At 60.6% G+C, this 18,223-nt stretch carries 12 protein-coding genes; 10 read left to right on the top strand and 2 right to left on the bottom strand.

Features of this window, described 5'->3' with window-relative positions; translation table 11 throughout:
* Nucleotides 1-15 precede the first annotated feature (15 nt).
* Nucleotides 16-1,890: a DUF4838 domain-containing protein gene (locus ACSAMM_RS09345; RefSeq protein WP_457791153.1), complete on the bottom strand. Its 1,875-nt coding sequence runs from the start codon at nt 1,888-1,890 to the stop codon at nt 16-18.
* Nucleotides 1,891-1,904: 14 nt separating this feature from the next.
* Nucleotides 1,905-3,173 carry a hypothetical protein gene (locus ACSAMM_RS09340; protein ID WP_178723439.1) on the bottom strand — a complete coding sequence of 423 codons (1,269 nt, stop codon included), beginning with the start codon at nt 3,171-3,173 and terminating at the stop codon, nt 1,905-1,907.
* 452 nt (nt 3,174-3,625) lie between these two features.
* Here ACSAMM_RS09340 and ACSAMM_RS09335 point away from each other — a divergent pair, with 452 nt between their 5' ends.
* The 10 genes from ACSAMM_RS09335 to ACSAMM_RS09290 all read left to right on the top strand — a co-directional run bounded on the left by ACSAMM_RS09335 (nt 3,626) and on the right by ACSAMM_RS09290 (nt 18,190).
* Entirely contained in the window at nt 3,626-4,921 is a 1,296-nt protein-coding gene (locus tag ACSAMM_RS09335; protein ID WP_178723442.1) for a beta-galactosidase, read from the top strand.
* 14 nt (nt 4,922-4,935) lie between these two features.
* Complete coding sequence (locus ACSAMM_RS09330) at nt 4,936-6,282, top strand: extracellular solute-binding protein (RefSeq protein WP_178723444.1); 1,347 nt, start codon at nt 4,936-4,938, stop codon at nt 6,280-6,282.
* A 21-nt stretch (nt 6,283-6,303) separates the two neighbouring features.
* On the top strand, nt 6,304-7,203 hold the full coding sequence (locus ACSAMM_RS09325) for an ABC transporter permease subunit (RefSeq protein WP_178723446.1): 900 nt from the start codon (nt 6,304-6,306) through the stop codon (nt 7,201-7,203).
* A gap of 16 nt (nt 7,204-7,219) precedes the next feature.
* Complete coding sequence (locus ACSAMM_RS09320) at nt 7,220-8,428, top strand: hypothetical protein (protein WP_457791152.1); 1,209 nt, start codon at nt 7,220-7,222, stop codon at nt 8,426-8,428.
* A 204-nt stretch (nt 8,429-8,632) separates the two neighbouring features.
* Nucleotides 8,633-9,472, top strand: a complete 840-nt coding sequence (locus ACSAMM_RS09315; protein WP_178723450.1) for an ABC transporter permease subunit — start codon at nt 8,633-8,635, stop codon at nt 9,470-9,472.
* 140 nt (nt 9,473-9,612) lie between these two features.
* Nucleotides 9,613-11,172, top strand: a complete 1,560-nt coding sequence (locus ACSAMM_RS09310) for a hypothetical protein (RefSeq protein WP_457791151.1) — start codon at nt 9,613-9,615, stop codon at nt 11,170-11,172.
* Between the two features lie 33 nt (nt 11,173-11,205).
* Complete coding sequence (locus ACSAMM_RS09305; protein ID WP_178723454.1) at nt 11,206-12,501, top strand: hypothetical protein; 1,296 nt, start codon at nt 11,206-11,208, stop codon at nt 12,499-12,501.
* A gap of 185 nt (nt 12,502-12,686) precedes the next feature.
* Nucleotides 12,687-13,916 carry an ROK family protein gene (locus ACSAMM_RS09300; RefSeq protein ID WP_457791150.1) on the top strand — a complete coding sequence of 410 codons (1,230 nt, stop codon included), beginning with the start codon at nt 12,687-12,689 and terminating at the stop codon, nt 13,914-13,916.
* A gap of 33 nt (nt 13,917-13,949) precedes the next feature.
* Nucleotides 13,950-15,977, top strand: a complete 2,028-nt coding sequence (locus tag ACSAMM_RS09295; protein WP_457791149.1) for a sialate O-acetylesterase — start codon at nt 13,950-13,952, stop codon at nt 15,975-15,977.
* 8 nt (nt 15,978-15,985) lie between these two features.
* Nucleotides 15,986-18,190, top strand: coding sequence for an alpha-L-rhamnosidase-related protein (locus ACSAMM_RS09290; RefSeq protein ID WP_178723460.1), 2,205 nt, complete (start codon nt 15,986-15,988; stop codon nt 18,188-18,190).
* Nucleotides 18,191-18,223: the final 33 nt, after the last annotated feature.

The following is an 18,223-nucleotide window of genomic DNA, read 5'->3' as shown; positions in this document are numbered from 1 at the left end:
CGTCCCTTCTGTCGTTTATTCCTGGGCTTCGCCGGTGTGCTCCAGAAAGCCGGCCACCAGCATATTGAAATACATGCCGTCCAAATCGGGCTGTACGGCGGTTTCCGCCTCCGATACCAGACGGCGCAGCGTCTGTGCTAATTCTTTCAAGCGGGCGGGCGGCGCACCCGCCGCTTTTTCCGCCAGAGCGTCGGCCAGATGGGAGAAAATGGCCGTCGATACCGCCAGCACGCGCCAGGCCCGGCCATGTCCGCTCGTTTGAGCACGCGCCGCAGCGGCTGTGATAGCCGGCGTGCTGTCCCGGACAAATGCGCCGGCCTCTTGAAAACGCCGCACATAATCCGCCGCTGTCATGCCCTCGTCTTCGCCTCGTATGTATGCATGCGAGAAATGCTCTGACAACCCGCGGAGATAGGCGAGCGCGAGCGCCGCGTCCCGGCCGTAGGCGGCTTCGACGAATTCCTCCGTCAGCGCCTCAAAGGAGGACGACGCCCCGTCGAACAGGGCGCGGCCCATGATGTACTGGCAGATACCGGAGGGGAAACCCGCCCGCCCCAGCTGGCAGCTTATCAGGCCGTTCAGCCCCATGTCCTTAAGGCGTGTGCAGTCGTCGTACAGCACCCGCGCCAGTTGGAGTCCGCCATATTCCTTGTCGATGTCCCACATGAGATGGTAGTCGTACACAAAGCTGTCGCCATGGAATTCCTCCTGCCAGCGGTAAAGAAACGCTAGATTCTCTTTGACGTTGGTGGGGAATACCGCCTGATTGTGGCTGTACGAGGGAAGAGGGGCTCTTTTCTCCCGGTCGACCGGTTCGTCCGGCTGATAATACGGCCGGGTATAGGTCCGGGTGATGGGCGCAAACATCAGGATGAACCGGTCGGGGTTCTTCAGGTGCTGCGTCACCGGCGGCCAGAGAAGCTCGAAATAGATGAGGAAGGCCAGCCGCGTATCCAGGCCCAGCGCCGTCAGCCGTTCGTCGATTTCGTTGAGCAGCATCACGTACCAATCCGTCTGGGAGCGGGCGCGGCAGGCGCTGCATTCGCAGATGTTGTTGTAGTTGTCCGCCAGCCAGATGTGCAGGATGGATATATCCCGGTGGTTCAAGGCGTAATCCGCCACTTCATCGACAAAACGGCGCCGCGCCTCCGGATTGGAATAGCACAGATGCGTGTTCAGCGGAATGCCGCCGAAAAACGCGCGAGTTCCGTTCACCTGCGCCAGCAGCGGACGGATTTCCGGCGGCACTCCCTCGTCCTCCACCGTGTGCCATCCGGTAGAGGGATACCCCAGACACTCGCAGGTCCAGCCGTGGCCGATCTTATGGTAAATCAGTCCCCGCTTCCGGATTTCCGCTTCAATGCGGGCCACGTGCCGCCGACTGTCCTCCAGGGTGTAGCGCTCCGCTGGCTGCGTCACGCTGCCCTCGTGTGTGTACCAGCGTTCGAAAAAGGTGTGCCCCTCCCGAAATTGGATGTAATAGGCGTTGAATCCGTTCTTGGGCAGCCAGTCCACCATATCCAGCACATTTTCCACCGATACCGCGCCTTCGATGCAGACGCCGCGGTGGCGCAGAGCCGGCCGGCCGCGGTAAGAAACGGTGCAGGCCTCGAGGGACAGGGAGGGGAGAACCTCGCCGTCCGCTCCCGGGGCAAAAAAGCGGCATCCCAGAAGAAAGAGAAAGCGGTAAACCCCCAGTAGAACGCTGCGCGGGCAGCAGCCGGCGATAACGCCGTTTCCTTTCCGGATTTCAATAGAAAACGCGTCGTCAAAAGGGGAGGCGGTGTCCGCTTGAGGCATAAGTTCAAGCCGGATATGGCCGCTGCCGCCGGTTATGCGCCGCATGTAGCGCGTCAGTTCCGCGCGGGCAAAATCTATGGTTTCCTGCACAGCGTTTGCTCCTTTCAGCTCAATTGTACATAAGCGCCGTCCCCGGCGGCCAGGCGCAGCTCCAGACTGTCTCCGTGAAACAGACGGATATCGCCGTTTTCCCGGACCTGCCCGCGGACGGCGCGGTTGAACAGCAGCCGCACACAGCCGGCGGTCGTCACGGTGTTGTTGACCACGTAATAGCCTGCCTCGCCGTTCCCCGAAAAGCACCCCACAAGGGCGGGAAGTTCGCCCGCCAGGCCGCACAGGGGGCCGAAAGCCGGGAGAATATCCTCCTTCGGGACAGGCGCGGGAGACGAGAGATGCACCAGCACCCCTTCGAAGCAGCCGCGCATCAGCAAATCCTGAGACAGGCGGATGCACGCGTTGGCCGCTTTTACATAAGCGTATTGCGGATTCAGCCGGCCGTCCAAGTGGACCATGCCGCCCCGCCATTCCCCGTCCTCGAGCGGTTGCCAGAAGGTAAAATATTGGATGCCCCGTACACCGTAGGCCAGCGCCGTGTTCACCTGCCACAGGATTTCCGCCTCTTGAGGCACGCGTACCTTTCTGTTCCAGGCGCAGGTCTGAATAAAGCACCACACCGGAAGACTATGCGCCTTGCCCGCCGCGCTTACGAGGGATAAATTCAAAAAGTAATGATCCGCCATATGGGGGAACCGTCCTTCACAAGGGTAATTGTCGAAGGACAGCACCGGCGGCTTCAGCTTCTCGATAAACAATTCCAGGTACCGGCGGTACTCCTCAACGGTGCAGGGCCGCCCGCTCTCATCGGTTTTATGCCGTTCAATTTGAGTGGATTTGGCGCACAGCGGCAGCAGATTGACATAAAACAAGCGCCCGGGAAGGGCGGCCCGATACCCCGCGGCTATCGTCCCCAGCGTATCCAGCTGCGCGACGGACGGCTCGTCATAGGCAAGAACGCCTAAATAGGCGGGATGCGCGGACTCGCCCTGTATCAGGCCCGGCACCAGCTCTTCCGGCGTCTGGCCGTCGGCCAGCCCGCAGGAGACCGCCAGATAGCGCAGCCCGCTGCGCTGTGCGCAGGTCAGTGCGCGGCGGGCGTCCTCCCGCCGGTGCTCCAGATTTTCATACAGCCCATACAGCATGGTGAACCCGGCCTCTTTTGCCAGACGATACGTCTCGTCCGTTATGTAATCCGGATTATTTCCGCTTACGCCGGCAGGCGGAGGTGCCACCCAGGCGCCAATCGGCAATACCGTCCCCGCCAATATATCATGAATGGAGACGGGCGCGGTCTCGGGCTGATAAATAGGCAGCATGACAGACAACCCCTTGTTTGACTAGATTTCAATGTTCGTATTCAGTATAACACCTTCCTTTTTATAAAGCAATAACTTTTTAAACTTAATTAATTTATCTGATATTTGTCAAGAATATTGGAGGGTATAGCTGGATATATGGGAGTTTGTACCGATTATAAAGAAAAGCGTACAAGTACTATATGAAATTAAATTTAATTTAATTCCTTTATAAGCAGCAAAATAAACAATAAATCTTTGTAAAAAAGGTATTGACAGGGAAATGTTCCGAGTGTTATAATGCGATTATCGGAGATAGGTGCGACTATTCTTTATTTCGACGCCATATTTTAAATAAAGTTTAGTAAATTACTTACGCACCGTTTTCTCCTAGGAAAATCCGCAAGAATTTAGCAGTATTTCTATGTTTTCGCATGCAAATGAACCATTTCGACAGAAAAGAGGGATCGTTCATGAAAGGAAAGCGAGGGCTGCGCGCCGGGGCTTTGCTATGTGTGGCGGCGCTGGGATGCGCGCTGGGGGCCGGCTGCTCGGGAGGAGAGGTGGCCGAACCGGTCTATGAGGACAACAAAGCGCTGCATATCGGCGCCTGGGTGGCGCCGCCGCCGGATTTCATCAGCGACGAAACCTACAAGGCCGTGGCCGATTCGGGCATCAATTGTATTTATGCCTTGTATGAGGGCGCGGATGCCAACGCCGTCAAGGCGTTGGAACTGGCGGATAAGTACGGCATTAAGTATCTGGTGCGGGACTGGGGCCTGGGTTCCATTCCGGAAGAGGATTTCGATTTGGTGCCGGAAATGATTGAGAAGTATAAAGAGTATCCGGCGTTCCTGGGGCATCTGGTTTCCGACGAGCCGGGGCCGAACCAGTTTGAGCGGCTCGGCGCGCTGAAACAGGTTTACGATAAGTCCCTGCCCGGCAAATTGTTTTACGTCAATCTGTTCCCTACCTATTCCTCACTGGCTCAGCGGGACGGGCGGGATTACGAGGCCTACATAAACGAGTACGTGGAGAAGGTCAAGCCGTCGGTCATCTCGTATGACCACTATCCGCTTTTGAAAAATGTGGACGGCACTTCTGTCACGGAGGACTACCTCCTGAATCTGGAAATCGTCTCCAAGGCGGCCAAAAAGGCGGGCATTCCCTTCTGGAACTTCATACAGACCATGTCCTTCGGGCTGGTGAACCGGTCGCCGAACTATGAGGACATCCGCTGGCAGGCGTACACGACCCTGGCCTTCGGCGGGCAGGGGATCCAGCACTTCTGCTATTGGACGCCCACCGCGGGCACCAGCGAATCCTTCGGCGAAGCCATGATCGACGCGGCAGGCAATAAGACGCCCATTTACGATTACGCCAGCCGGCTGAATCATGAACTGCTGAAGTTCGATCATGTTTTCCTGTCGTACAGCCCGGTGGGCCAGATGGTTTGGCCCAAGGAGGGGGCGCCGGCCCACACCTATATGAAAGAGCCGCTCGAGAGTTTCGCGCCGGTGAAAAGCGTGGAAGGCGGTCCGGTGCTGATGGGCTGCTTCGAGGACAAGGACGGGAATGCCGCCATTATGTTGGTGAATATGACAGATCCAGGCCAGCAGGAAACGGTCAAGGTCACCGTGACGTTTGACGGGGCGCGGGCGCTCAATGTCTATACCGGTGGCGAAAAGGAACGGGTGTCTCTCAAAGGCAAAAAAGCGGAACTGGAGTTCGGTGCCGGCGAAGGTAAGTTTATCCAAATTTTGAAATAACGGAGGTACGGGCAATGAAAAGATGGCTGCGTATGGCCGCGGCGGGTGCCGCGCTGCTGATGGGCGCCGCGGGGCTGACCGGCTGCTCGGGCGGTTCCGGGCAAAGCGGCGGCGGGGACGGCGAAAAAACGGTGCTGAAAATTTCCTTCTTTAAAGGCGGGTATGGCGACGAGTGGCTGAAAGCCATTACGGCGGCGTATACGAAGGAGCATCCCAATGTCACCTTTGATTTGGAAGGCGACGCGGACATGACCCTGAAAATCGGTCCCCGCCTGGAGTCGGGCGCCAATCTGCCGGACATCGCCATGATCCTGGCCACCAACTGGCAGCAATGGGCGGCCAAAGGGTATCTCGAAGATTTGTCGGACGTGTACGCCGCCGATGTGAACGGCACCGCAATGGCGGATAAAATCATCGAGGCGGATCGCAACGTCGGCAAATACGGCGGCAAATACTGGATGGTTCCGTGGACGGACGTTTGCAACGGCATCATCTACAACGAGACCCTGTTTGCCCAGAACGGCTGGTCCGAGCCGAAAACCGTCAGCGAGATGTTCACGCTGATGGAGCAGATGAAGGCGAAAGGCGTCACCCCCTTCTCTTTTGGCGGCAAGGTCATCAGCTATTGGGATTTCCCGGTGCTGGCCTGGTGGGCCCAGGCCGAGGGCATGGACGGCATGCAGACCTTCCTCAAGATGGATTCTCCCGAGGTGTACAACCAGCAGGGCCGTCTCAAGGCGCTGGAAGTTTTCGAAAAAATCATTAAAGACAAAACCAATTATGTAGACGGCGCCATGGGCATGGATCACATCCAGTCCCAGATGGCGTTCCTGCAGGGCAAGGCCGCTATGATTCCCATGGGCGCGTGGATGGAAACCGAAATGAAAAATTCCATTCCCGAAGGCTTCAAGATGAAAATGATGCTGACCCCCGCGCTGGACGGCGCGAAGATGACCGACGTGTCTGTCTGTACCTCTCAGGATATGATTTTCATCCCCAAGAAAGCGAAAAACGTGGAGGTGGCTAAGGATTTCCTGAAATTCATGGCCCGCGACGACATGCTGAAGCTCTATACCGAAAAGACGGGATCCCCCCGCCCGTTCACCTACGACATCGCCTCCATCACCGGTCTAAGCGATTTCAGCAACAATATCCTCGACCTGTGGAGCAAGGCCAACAAGGTGTACATGTATTCTGAGAGCCCCATCTATTTCATGAAGTATTACTATTGGCCGGCGGCTGGTACGCCCTACTCCCGGATTCAGATCGGGGATGAAACCGCCGCCGAAACCTTCAGCAACGACTATGCGTTCGCCAAGAGTAAATGGGACGCGACCAAAAAGGAACTGGGACTGGACTAAGAGTAAAGGTGTGGAGCGAACGTGAACAGCAAAGTTAAACGGAATATTTTTATCGCCTGCATGCTGCTGTACCCGGTGCTGCACATGCTGGTGTTCACCCTGTACATCAATTTCGACACCATCGCCCTGTGCTTCCAGCGCTTCAATTTTTCCACGGGGCAGACCGAGTTTTCCGGCCTGTATTGGTTCAAGCGCTTCTTCGAGGAGCTGGGCCAATCCTACGCGCTGCGCCGTTCCTTCACCAACTCCCTCTGGTTCATCCCGGTCACCAACTTTATTCTGCTGCCCCTGTCCATTCTCGCGGCGTTCTTCCTGTTTAAAAAGGTGCCCTTTTCGCGGATGTACCGGGTGGTGTTCTTTATCCCCTCCATTATCTCCATCGTGATCATGACCATGTGCTTTTCCTTCATGTTCGACAGCACCTTCGGCGTGGTCAACGATTTGCTGGGAAAAATGGGGCTGGAATCCCTGCAGCGCACCTGGCTCGGCGATCCTGGCACCGCCATGCCGATGGTGTTTCTGTACTGCGTCTGGGCCGGTATCGGCTTCAACGTGGTGCTGCTGGGCGGCGCGATGGGGCGCATCCCGGAGGATGTTATCGAATACGGCCGGCTGGAGGGGATGGGGCTGTGGACGGAGCTGACCCGTGTGGTCATCCCCATGACCTGGCCCACCATCTCGACGCTCTTTGTCACCGGCACTACCTCCGCCTTCACCATTTTCATGCAGCCCAAGCTGCTCACCGCCGGAGGGCCAAACTTCAGCTCCTCCACCATCGGGCTGTATGTGGTTTCCCAGACGGAAACGGGACAGTTCAACTGGGCGGCGACGGTCGGCGTGATGTTCTCCATCATGGGCATTCTGGTGGTTCTGCTTATCAAATCCCTGGTCGATCGCATCGGTTCGGATGTGGAATATTAGAAAAAGGAGATTCGTTATGAAAAAGCAGGTTTTTTCCCTTGGCGCGTCTCTGGCGGTTCTGGCGACCATGGCGCTGTCCGGCTTTGGGGCCGCGGCAGAAGGCGCGACGGTATTTTCCGACGATTTTGAGCGCGATACCCTGGGCGACACCTATACCTCCACGGCCGACGAGGCCGCCGTCGGTGTCAAGGACGGGCAGCTGGTTTTCAAGAACAATGTCGACGGCACCGGCGTTTTCGTAAAGCTTCCCGAAGCCCTCGGCGACAGCTACGCGCTGTCCTTCGATTTCAAGCAGGGGGAAACGTCCACCGCTCTGGCGGTGATGGTCGGCCTGACCGACGTTGGCAATCCCTCCAACTATTGGACGGCCGGCACCACCCGCATCGCCCTGGCCCCCACCGTCTATAATGTCGGCGACCCGGTAACGGGCGGCGGGCAGCTGCTCTATACGCCCGGAAGCGGCCTGGACACCGATGCGGCGAACGCCGGCGCCCAGTGCTGGTGGCGCCCCGGCTACGATGTGGCGAACATGGAAGAAGGCCAGTTCCTGAACATCCGTCTGGTGTTCGACAAGGCCGGCGATAAAACGGCCATGCGGATGTACTATAAGCTGAACACCGATCCCGACTGGATGCTGTACGTGGAGCATTCCTCCTGGGTCGGCGTGGAAAGCGCGGGCTATATCGGCTTCCTCTCGCAGGGGGCTGCCGCCGATTTCGCCATTGATAACCTGCGGATTGACTCCGTCGTTCCCCAGAAGCTCGATCTCAAGGAAAACTCCGGCAAATACGCCTTTTCCGACACGGCTGTCACCGAGGCGAACGGCAAGATTTCCGTGGCCTACAAGGACTCCCTGCGCACGGTGAAAGCGCTGACGGCGGCCGTGACCTGCGAGGACGCGACCGTGACGCCCGTCGTCCTGGACGCGGACGGCCAGGTGGTTACCGATGAAAACGCCGCGCTGGCCACCGGCATGTCCCTGGGGCTTTCCAAAAACAACGTGGTGTTCGTGTCCGTGCCGCTGGAGGTAGCCGCGAAGCCCGCCGACCCGACGACCTCCCCCTCCGCCGAGTCGGACGCCACCACCGCCCCGACCACCGCCACCACGCCGGCCGGATCCGACAGCGAGGCCCCGGCCACCGGTGCGGCCCTTCCCTTCGCCGCTCTGGCGCTGACCGCCCTGGCTGCCGGCGCGCTGATTCTGACCAAAAAAGCCCGGGGCTGATCCCCCGCGGGCGGGAGGTCTCAGGACTGTTGCACAACGCGTAAATATACGCAGGAAGTGAGAAAAAGTACGGTTTCGCGTCTGTCGGCGCGAAATGCGGGCCATAACTCATGTGCCCACGGTTTTCAAGGGCGCGTTGCATGCTCTTCCCTGTTGCAACGCGCCCGGCTTCCGGGTATTTCTGACTAGAATGAGGTGTTTGGCTTGAAAACGTCCCGGCTGCACAAAGGCATTTTCGCAGTGGTGTCCGCGTTGTTTTTCCTGTATATGCTCACCCTGATTTTCCCCTTCGTATGGATGCTGCTTAACTCGCTGAAAACCAACATGGACTTTTTTAAGGATATCTGGAGCCTGCCGGAAAAGCCGCTGCTGAGTAACTATGTGAATGTTTGGGATCAGATGAATCTGCTGGTGTATTTCGGCAATTCCATCAAGCTGACGCTTCTGGGGACCCTTGCGAGCATTCTTACGGCTTCCATGGCCTCTTATGTGATCGCCAAATATAAGTTCAAGCTGTCCAAGCTGCTGTATACCATGGCCATCGTGGTCATGCTGATCCCCTCCATCGGCACCATTGCTGCCCTGTACAAGTTCATGATAAGCACCCACCTGTTCAATACCCATCTCGGTCTGGTGCTGCTGTATTCGGGCGGCTTCGGCTTCAACTTCATTCTCCTATACGGCTTCTTCAAAAGCGTGTCCTGGAGCTACGCCGAGGCCGGCTTCGTGGACGGCGCGTCGGACGCGCAGGTGTTCTTGCGCATCATGCTGCCCCAGGCGCGCCCCGGCATCATCGCCGTGGCCATCATCCAGGGCATCAATGTCTGGAACGATTATTTCAACCCGTATATGTTCCTGCAGGACAAAAGCAAAATGACCCTGGCCGTAGGCATCTATAACCTGGTGCAGGAGCAGTCCTACGCCGCCGACTGGCCCAAGCTGTTCGCCGCCATGATTATCGCCACCGTGCCGGTGCTGATTGTGTACGCGATTTTCTCCAACACCATCATCGAGAACACTGTGGCGGGCGGCCTCAAAGGCTAGGCTGAAGATATCCCGCGCAAGTTCCTTCAGCGGGTAACCGCCAAATGGACGCTGGCGCTCCGCATACGGGATACCCTCATCGCTTACCTAGACCATGTGACAACGGGGACGGCCGGTCCGTCCCGGAAAGGCAGGAAACCATGCGAGCAACAAGAAAGCGGCGCCTTCCCGCTCTGCTGGCCGCCGTGCTGATTTTCGCGCTGGCGGCGGGCTGCGGTGGGCGGACGACGCCGGCCTCCTCCACGGCCTCCGAGGGCCGGGAGCTGGTGGACAGCCGGGAAACCTGGCCGGAGGAATCGGCGGGAGCCGTCTCCTCTTCCGGGGAAACCGACCCTTCTTCCCCAACATCTGCCGCGTCCGGCCCGACGCAGCCCGGCCGGACGACGGCGAAAACGACGGCCTCCGCCAAGCCGCCTTCCGGCAAGCCCACCTCCGGCGAGAGCGCCCCGTCCTCCTCGGGCGCGATAACCAACGGCAGCTATCCCCCTCTGGGCAAAAACATCATGCCGATCGGCGCCTGGGTGGCGCCCCCGCGCGCGGGCGTGAAAAACAACAACCCCAGCTTTATCAACGACGCCCAGTACAAGATGCTCCGCGATTCGGGCATCAACCTGATTTACGGCCTGTACGAAACGGCCAACGATCAGCTGGATGATGTGCAGAAATCCTTGGATCTCTGCCAGAAATACGGCATCAAATACCTGGTGCGGGATTCCAATACCAACGAACCCGACGAGGAACTGATGCGGGCCGCCCTGGAGAAATACGCCAAGCATCCCGCCTTTGCCGGCCTTAAGGTGCAGGACGAGCCGGGTGTCAACAGCTTTGAGCGTTTTGGCGACGCCCACCCGATTTTCCAGAAGCTGCTGCCGGATAAGTATTTTTACATCAACCTGCTTCCCTCCTACTCCACGCCGGCTCAGCTGCAGTACGGCGCTGCCACCACCCAGACCAGCGGCAGCATAACCTTTGAGCAGTACCTGGACGCGTACATCAAAACCGTCAAGCCGAAATTCCTTTCGTATGACTATTACGCCCTGACAGAGAAGAAGGATTTCATCCAAACGGGGTATTTCAACGAGCTGTCCACCTTCCGTAAGCTCGGGCTGAAAAACAACATCCCCTATTGGGTGTTCATCCAGGCCTGCTCCTTCAACAGCCTGACCCGGCGGCCGAACGAGGCGGAAATCCTCTGGCAGGTCAATACGTCGCTCGCCTACGGCGCCAAGGGCATCCAGTATTTCTGCTATTTCACGCCGATTGAGGACGACATCTTCCAGGGCAACTTCATCGATAAAAACGGAAACAAAACGGAAATTTACGCCTATGGCCAGAAAGCCAACCGGCAAATTGCGGCGGTGGACGACGTGCTGATGAACAGCGTGAGCAAAGGCGTCATCGTCACCGGCACCTCTCCCGATCCCTCGATTCCCGCCGCCGATACACTGACAAAATACGGTGCGCTGACCGGCGTCAGCCATTCGGGCGCCGCTTTCCTGACCGGCTGCTTCGACTACGGCGGCAAAAATGCGTTTTATGTTGTCAACAACTCCATCACGCAAAGCGGCACCGTCACGCTGCGGTTCGAGAAATCGGTCAGCGGCAGCCGGGTAATCGACGGGGCCAAAACCACTTTTTCCGGCAGCTCGCTGAGCCTGACGCTGAAGGCCGGCGAGGGCGCTCTGGTCACGCTTTCATAAGTTAAGTGAAGAAGGGAAACGGGTGAACCGATTATGCTGAAAAAACTAGTCTCCTGTGTCAGCGCGCTGCTGATTGGCGCCTCCTGCGCCGCCATGACGGCCGGCGCGGCGGCCAAAACCGTGTTCAGCGACGATTTTTCCTCCGGGAAATTTGACAAATGGACCAATCCCGCCATCGACAACGATCCCGACCGTAAGGATACCGAATGCGAAGGGGTTGCACAAATCAAAGGCGGCGCTATGGCCATCGAAAACATCTCCAAGACCGGATCGTTCTTCTACATCGGCGCCAAAGGCGTCAACATGCTGGATTTCACCATCACGCTCAAGGTCAAAGCCAACCAGTTCAAGGACGGCTGGCTGGGCGTGTCGTTTCGCAAGGACGTCAACGACCGGTACAACGGCTGCAACAACAACATGGTGACCCTGCGATTCCAGCCCGACAAGAGCATCGCGTCCCAGGCTTACCGCGGCTATACCGGATCGCCGCCCGCCACGCTGAGCAACAAGACGGACGCCGCCTATCGCGGCGATGTGTCCGGCTTTGTGACCTGGCGCCTGGAGGTCAGCGGATCCTCCTTTAAAAGCTACGTCAACAACGAGCTCATCGGTGACTGGGAATATAAAAAGAACGCCAACGCCGGCGCGCTGAGCATCAACGCCTGCTTGTTTGACGGCGCGGTGGACGACGTAGTGATCACCGAATACGAGGCCGGCGCCACCCCCACCACCGGAAAAACCCAGGCACCCACCAAGGCGCCCGATAAGCCGACCGCCTCCGGAAACACGACCAAGCCCGGCGGCACCACTAAGCCCGGCGGCGCGACCGCCGCGACCACCCCCGGCGGCAGCACCGAGCCCGCGCAGAGCGATGTGTCCGAGCCCGATACGCAGACCACCGCCAGCGGCAGCGAGGACGGCGGCTTTATCAAATCCATCTATAAGGATGTCACCGTCGATAACACCTTCGGCGCCGTGACCCTGACCAAGAATCTGAAGGTCAAGGATCTTCTTGTCAGCTTCAAACTCAGCGACGGCTACGCCCTGCAGGTCGTCGACGCCGACGGCGCCGCCGTGGAGGATGAAGACACCGCCGTGACCGACGCCATGAAGCTGCTGGTCACCAAGGGCGGGGAAACCGTGAAAACCTATACCATCAGCCTGAACGCCGGCGGCGGCGCGGACGAGAGTTCCGCCGTCCCCGCGGACGGTAAAGCCGGCGCGCCCGTGGGTCTGATTGTGGGCATTGTGGCGGCCGTTCTCGTCCTCGGCGGCGGCGTCACGGTTCTCATTCTCTGGAAAAAAGGCCGGCTCTTTAAGAAAGCATAAGAAAACCGCATGGCCGGGGAGACGAGGCGCTACGCCTGCCGTTTCCCCGGCTGTCCGCAAATTTCGAGAGTTTCAGGAAAGCATTTCCTTTCCGAAGCGCTTGTGCTATAATAAACGCAAAACTGCCATTCCGCGGTTTTGCAACGGGAATTGTTATGATACATGTACAGAATGTGAGGGGAACCATGGTGAAAGCAGTGGGCAGCAAACAGCGCGATGTGAAAAACGCCAATCATCGTCTGATCCTGACGCAGCTCAGGCAGCATGATTTGCTCTCGCGCAGCGAGCTGGCACGCATGCTGTCGCTCAGCGCTCCCAGTATTTCCAAAAATGTGGACGACCTCATCGGCCGGAACGTGCTGATCGAAACCGGCACGGTGGCCACCAACGTGGGCCGCCGCCCGAGCCTGGTGGGCATTAACCGCCAATACGGCTGCGTGGCCGCCGTGGATTTCAGTAGCACGGATATCCGGATCGCCATTTCCAATATGAAGGCGGATATGATCGATTACGGCACCGTGCCGGGGGAAAGCCGCCTGAATATGAGCCACCTCGAGCAGACGATCGCCCTGCTGGGGGAGATGCTCGAGCGGCACCAGATGCGCGAGCGGCTGCTGGCCATCAGCATCGGCACCCCCGGCGACATCGATCGCCAGACCGGGTATTTCCTGTACGCCCCGCGCTTTGAGGACTGCACAAAGCTGAATCTGCACACCATTTTCCAGGAGGCGTTCGGGGTCGACGTCCTGGTCAAAAACGACGTGAATCTGGCCACCATGGGGGAAAACCTGTTCGGCGCGGGCGGCGGCTGCCGCAATATGCTTTATATCGCGCTGGATTACGGCATCGGCTCCGGCATGATTCTGGACGGGCGGCTGTTTGAGGGCGCTCGCGGCTTTTCGGGGGAAATCGGCCTCTGGCTGATGGACCCTCAGGAGGCCTACGAGCGGTACCGCCAGAATACGCTGCCCGATCAGCTGGGGCTGGACAGCATCGTCAGCTGTTTCGCCATCCGGCAGAACGTGCGGCACCGGCTGGCCGCCGGCCAGCACAGCATTCTGCTCAACTGGGCGAAAAAGGACGAGGACGTCACGCTTGAGCGCATTCTCGACGCTTTCCGCCTGCGCGACAAGCTCTGCATGGAGGTGGTCGAGGAGGCGGCGGTCAAGTTTGCCTGCGCCCTCAAGAACCTCATCGATTTTCTGGATGTCGAGGTGGTCATCCTCGGCGGCCTCGCCCGTAAATTCGGCGATTATTATTTGGATATCGTGCGGGATTTTTTAAGCCGGGTACAGCCTACGTTCCCGCCCCGCCTGATATGGTCCAAGCTGGGCGACGAGTCCACGCTGTATGGGGCCATCGGAGACGCGCTCGAACACGCCTTCGATCAAATCGTGCTGCAAAGCGGCGAATAAGCCGTTCGCGGCGGAATGAAAGAGGAAATGGATATGCAGCTGCACGGCTATTGGCAAGACGGCGCGGTGATTCAGCAGGGCGCCCCCTTTACGGTAACGGGAAGGGTACAAACGGCACGGACGATCACCGTGCGCCTGATGCGCGAGGAGGACGGGGAGGAGCTGGAACGGGTCGTCTGCACGGCGGCGGATGGGCGCTTTTCCGCCGCGCTGCAAGGCCGCCCCGGATCCTACGCCTCCTACGCGCTGCTGTGCGAGGGGGAGGGGGAGACGGCTTCCTGTCACGGCCTGCTGTTTGGTGAGGTGTGGCTGGCCTCCGGCCAGTCCAATATGGAGTTTGTGCTGCGCAGCTGCGCGGATAGGGACAGGGCGGATGCTCTGTATTCCCCCTATATCCGGTACCTGAACTGCGCCAAGCCGGCGGACGCCGCCGACGGCGGGGAGGTGGCGCGCGCCGTCCATCCGCTGGAGGAGCTGTCTGCCGCCGGCTGGCGGGCGGCGGATTCGATGGAAAATGCCGGGAACATGTCCGGCGTGGCCTTCTTTATGGCGGCCGCCCTCCTCGCCCGTCTCGGCGTGCCGGTGGGGATGATTTGCACCGCGGCGGGAGGGACGACCATCGAAGCCTGGCTGTCCCGAGACACGGTGGAGGCGGATCCGCTTTTGGCCGACCACCTGCGCCGCGCCGAACGCTATGTGTCGGAATCTCAGTTCAACACCATGGGCGGCCGGAATTACACGCAGCTGAGCGGTTTGTATAACGAGCGCATCGCGCCTCTGCGCGGCGTATCCCTGCGCGGCCTGGTCTGGCTGCAGGGGGAAAGCAGCGCGGGCAGCGAGGAAGAGGCCGCGTTCTACACCCGCGCCCTGACGGCGCTGGTGACGACCTGGCGGGCGCTGTTCGGCGCCCCGCTTCCCTGCATCGTGGTGGACATCGCCGCGGAAAACTATCAGTTCGAGCCTTTGGCCGTCCCCCATCTCAACGAGGGCATCGCCGCCGCCGTGGAGACGCTGGACGCCGTATGGGAGGTGCCGGTGTACGATCTGCCTCTCACCTGGCGGATCGACGGGACGGCGGACGGCCATCCCATCCACCCCTCTGAAAAATACCCGGTGGGAACCCGGGCGGCGGCGGTGGCCTGCACCGCCGTCTACGGCCTGGAGGACGGGGCCCTCGCGCCCCGCATGACCGCCGTGACGTTTGATGGCGGACGGACTCTTGTCCGCTTCCGGGATGTGGGCGCCGGGCTGCGCTGCCCGGACGGGACGCTGCGCGGCTTTACCCTATGCGGCGAAAACGGCGTCCACCTGGAAGCCGGGGCGCGCATCGTCTCACCCGACACGGTGGAGGTGACCCATCCCGCCGTTGGCCGGGCCGCCGGTTTTACCTATGCCTTCGCTCTGTATAACCAGCGCGCCAACCTGTACGGCAGCGGCGGCGTGCCCGCCGTCCCCTGCCGCCGGGATACGGTGCCGCCTGTGTATACCGAGCCCCGCGAATGGCTGGACGCGGACAGGACGGACGCCTTTGAAAGCTGCTTTGAATGCGCCCTGGGCGGCGCGGGCTATAAGCCGCTGTGGAGACCGGGTAGCCTTTGCGGCACGGCGGAAGCCGTGGTGGCGGTGGAGGACGGCGTGCGTCTCGACTACCGCACCGGCTGGGAAACCGGATTTCTGGCCGGCGTTTCGCCGGAAATCGCGCTGGCCGGCCGGTATCACGGCTTGGATACGGTGGATTATCTGGATGTGACGGTGGACAATCCGGATGAGCGGGACAAGGCCTTTGCCGGCATCCTGATACAAACGCTGCGGGGGCGGCGCTATTATCTGCCGGTGGCGCAGGGGGAGGAACGCCGTCTGTTCGCCCCCCTGGCGGCCGGCGCACGGGGCGCGGTATACCGGGTGGATCTGCGGGCCTTCTTCGGCTGCTATCTCGCGCCGGAGCGCAAGGAGCCAGCGGATGTGTCCGACATGACGGCCATGGAACTGGTGTTTATGGATAAGTGCCCGGAACCGGGGCGCATAGTTATCCGGCGGCTGACGCCGGGATTTTGGACGTGAGGTGCGGTATGGGTAATGGCTTGGATCGGGCGAGGTGGATTTGGCTGCCTCTCCCGGAGCAAATCAATCAGTACGGCGATTTCCGGCAGGCGTTCACGCTTCCCGAAACGGTCGGGAGCGTCCGCCTGCATATCAGCGCCGATTCCCGCTACGCGGCGTTTATCAACGGCGGGGAGCTGCCCGCTTCCCAGTTTGCCGATTATCCGGCGTATAAGGCATACGACACGATGGATATCACCGCCCTGGTTCACCCCGGAGAAAATGTGCTGGCCGTCCTGGGCTACTGCCAGGGAGAGGACAGCTCGGTATACCGCCTGGGGACGCCGGGTGTGATCTTCGCCGTGGAGGCGGATGGGGCCGTCGTCGCCGCCAGCGGCGGGGGGACGCTCTGCCGCTTGTCGCGGGAATACGAAAGCGGCGAGGTGGAGCGCTTCTCCGGTCAGCTCTCCTTTTCCTTCCGGTATCACGCCTCCGCACGGGATGGCTGGCAGGCGGCGGATTACCGTCCGGGGCCGGATTGGGGCCCCGCCCGGGAAACCGGCGCCCGCCCCGTGCTGGTTCCCCGTCCCAACCGGCCGCTGGTGCGGCGGCCCCCCTGCCCCGGCCGGCTGACGGCCCAGGGGGTGTTCACCGACCCGCTGTCCCCTGCCGCCCCCTGCGGGGAGCGGATGCAGCGCGCGGCGCTGGCCTATCGCGCCCCCGGCGACTGGGGCCTGCCGGAAACGCCGGCCAGCCTGCCGGTCGAAAAGGGCCTCCGGCTGGCTGACCCGGCCGGGGACGGGCTGTACCTGCTGGTGGATCTGCAGCGGGAGGAGGCGGGGCTCCTTCACCTGGACATCGCGCTGCCGGAGCCCGCGCGTATCCTCATCGGCTTCGGAGAGCATCTCGACGACCTGCGGGCGCGCACCAGTGTCGGCGGGCGGCAGTTCGCCGCCGTCTACGAGGCGCGGGCCGGCCGGCAGACCTTCACCCATGCCCTCAAACGCGCCGGCTGCCGGTATGTGCAGCTGCATATTTACGCCCACGCCGCCACGCTGTACTACGCCGGCGTGTGTCCCACCGTCTATCCGGTGGACTATCGCCCGGCCTTCCACTGCGCGGACGCTCTCCATAACCGCATTTTCGAAGTCAGCCGCCGTACGCTTGAGCTGTGCATGCACGAGCATTACGAGGACTGTCCCTGGCGGGAACAGGCGCTGTACGCCATGGATTCCCGCAACCAGATGCTCTGCGGCTATTATGTGTTCCAGAATAAGGAATTCGCCGCGTCCAGTCTCCGCCTTTTGGCGCTGGGCCAGCGGGAGGACGGACTGCTCGAGCTGTGCGCCCCGGCCCGGGTGGGGGTGACCATTCCCTGCTTTTCCCTGAGCTTTGTCACCGCGCTGTGCGAGCACGTGGAGGCGGGCGGGGAGCTCGCCTTCGGGCGGGAGCTGCTTCCCGTGGCGGAGCGCATCCTGTCCCTGTTCCTGGGGCGGCGCGGCGAAAACGGCCTGGTCCCTTGCTTTACCGCCCCCGGCCTGTGGAATTTCTACGAGTGGCGCGACGGGCTGGACGGCGGCTCCATTTTCCGGGAGGATCAAATCCCGGAAACCTACGACGCCCCTCTGAACGCCATGCTGTCCCTGGCGCTGAACGACGCGGCGGGGCTGTACGCCCGCCTGGGCGATACGGATGCTGCCGTCCGCTGCCGGCGGGAGAGGGATGCCCTGAACCGCGCCATGGCTGCCTTCTGGGAGGAGGAACGGGGCGCTTACGCCACCTATCTGACTGATACGGGCCGCCGCCATTTCTGCGAGTTGACCCAGGCGCTGCTGGTGTGCGCCGGCGCGGCGGACGGGGTGCGGCTGGATCGGGCGCTGGAAGTCCTGTCCAGCGCGCAAAACGGCCTGGTGCCTGTCACCCTGAGCTGCAGCATTTTCAAGTACGAGGCGCTTATGCGCCGTCCCGAGGCGTATGGCCGGTGGGTCATGGAGGATGTCGCCCGGATTTGGGGCGGCATGCTGTTCGCCGGGGCGACCAGCTTCTGGGAAACCGACGCTGGCGCCTGGGATTTCGAGCGGGCGGGCAGCCTCTGCCATGGCTGGTCGGCCGTGCCGATTTATCTGTATTATCGTTACGTCCTGGGCCGCCGCCTCGACGGAGAGACGGAACCGCCGGTGTTCTGCGGGCTGTATGAGGCCGCGGAGCGGGAAGAGGCGGACGCGCGCCCATGAAATCGACTCTTTCAACCTATCAGGAAAAGCCGC

It is taken from the genome of Anaeromassilibacillus sp. SJQ-5 (assembly GCF_054108045.1).
Note: the sequence above shows the minus strand (reverse complement) of the source record. Positions and strands in the feature narration are given on the sequence as shown.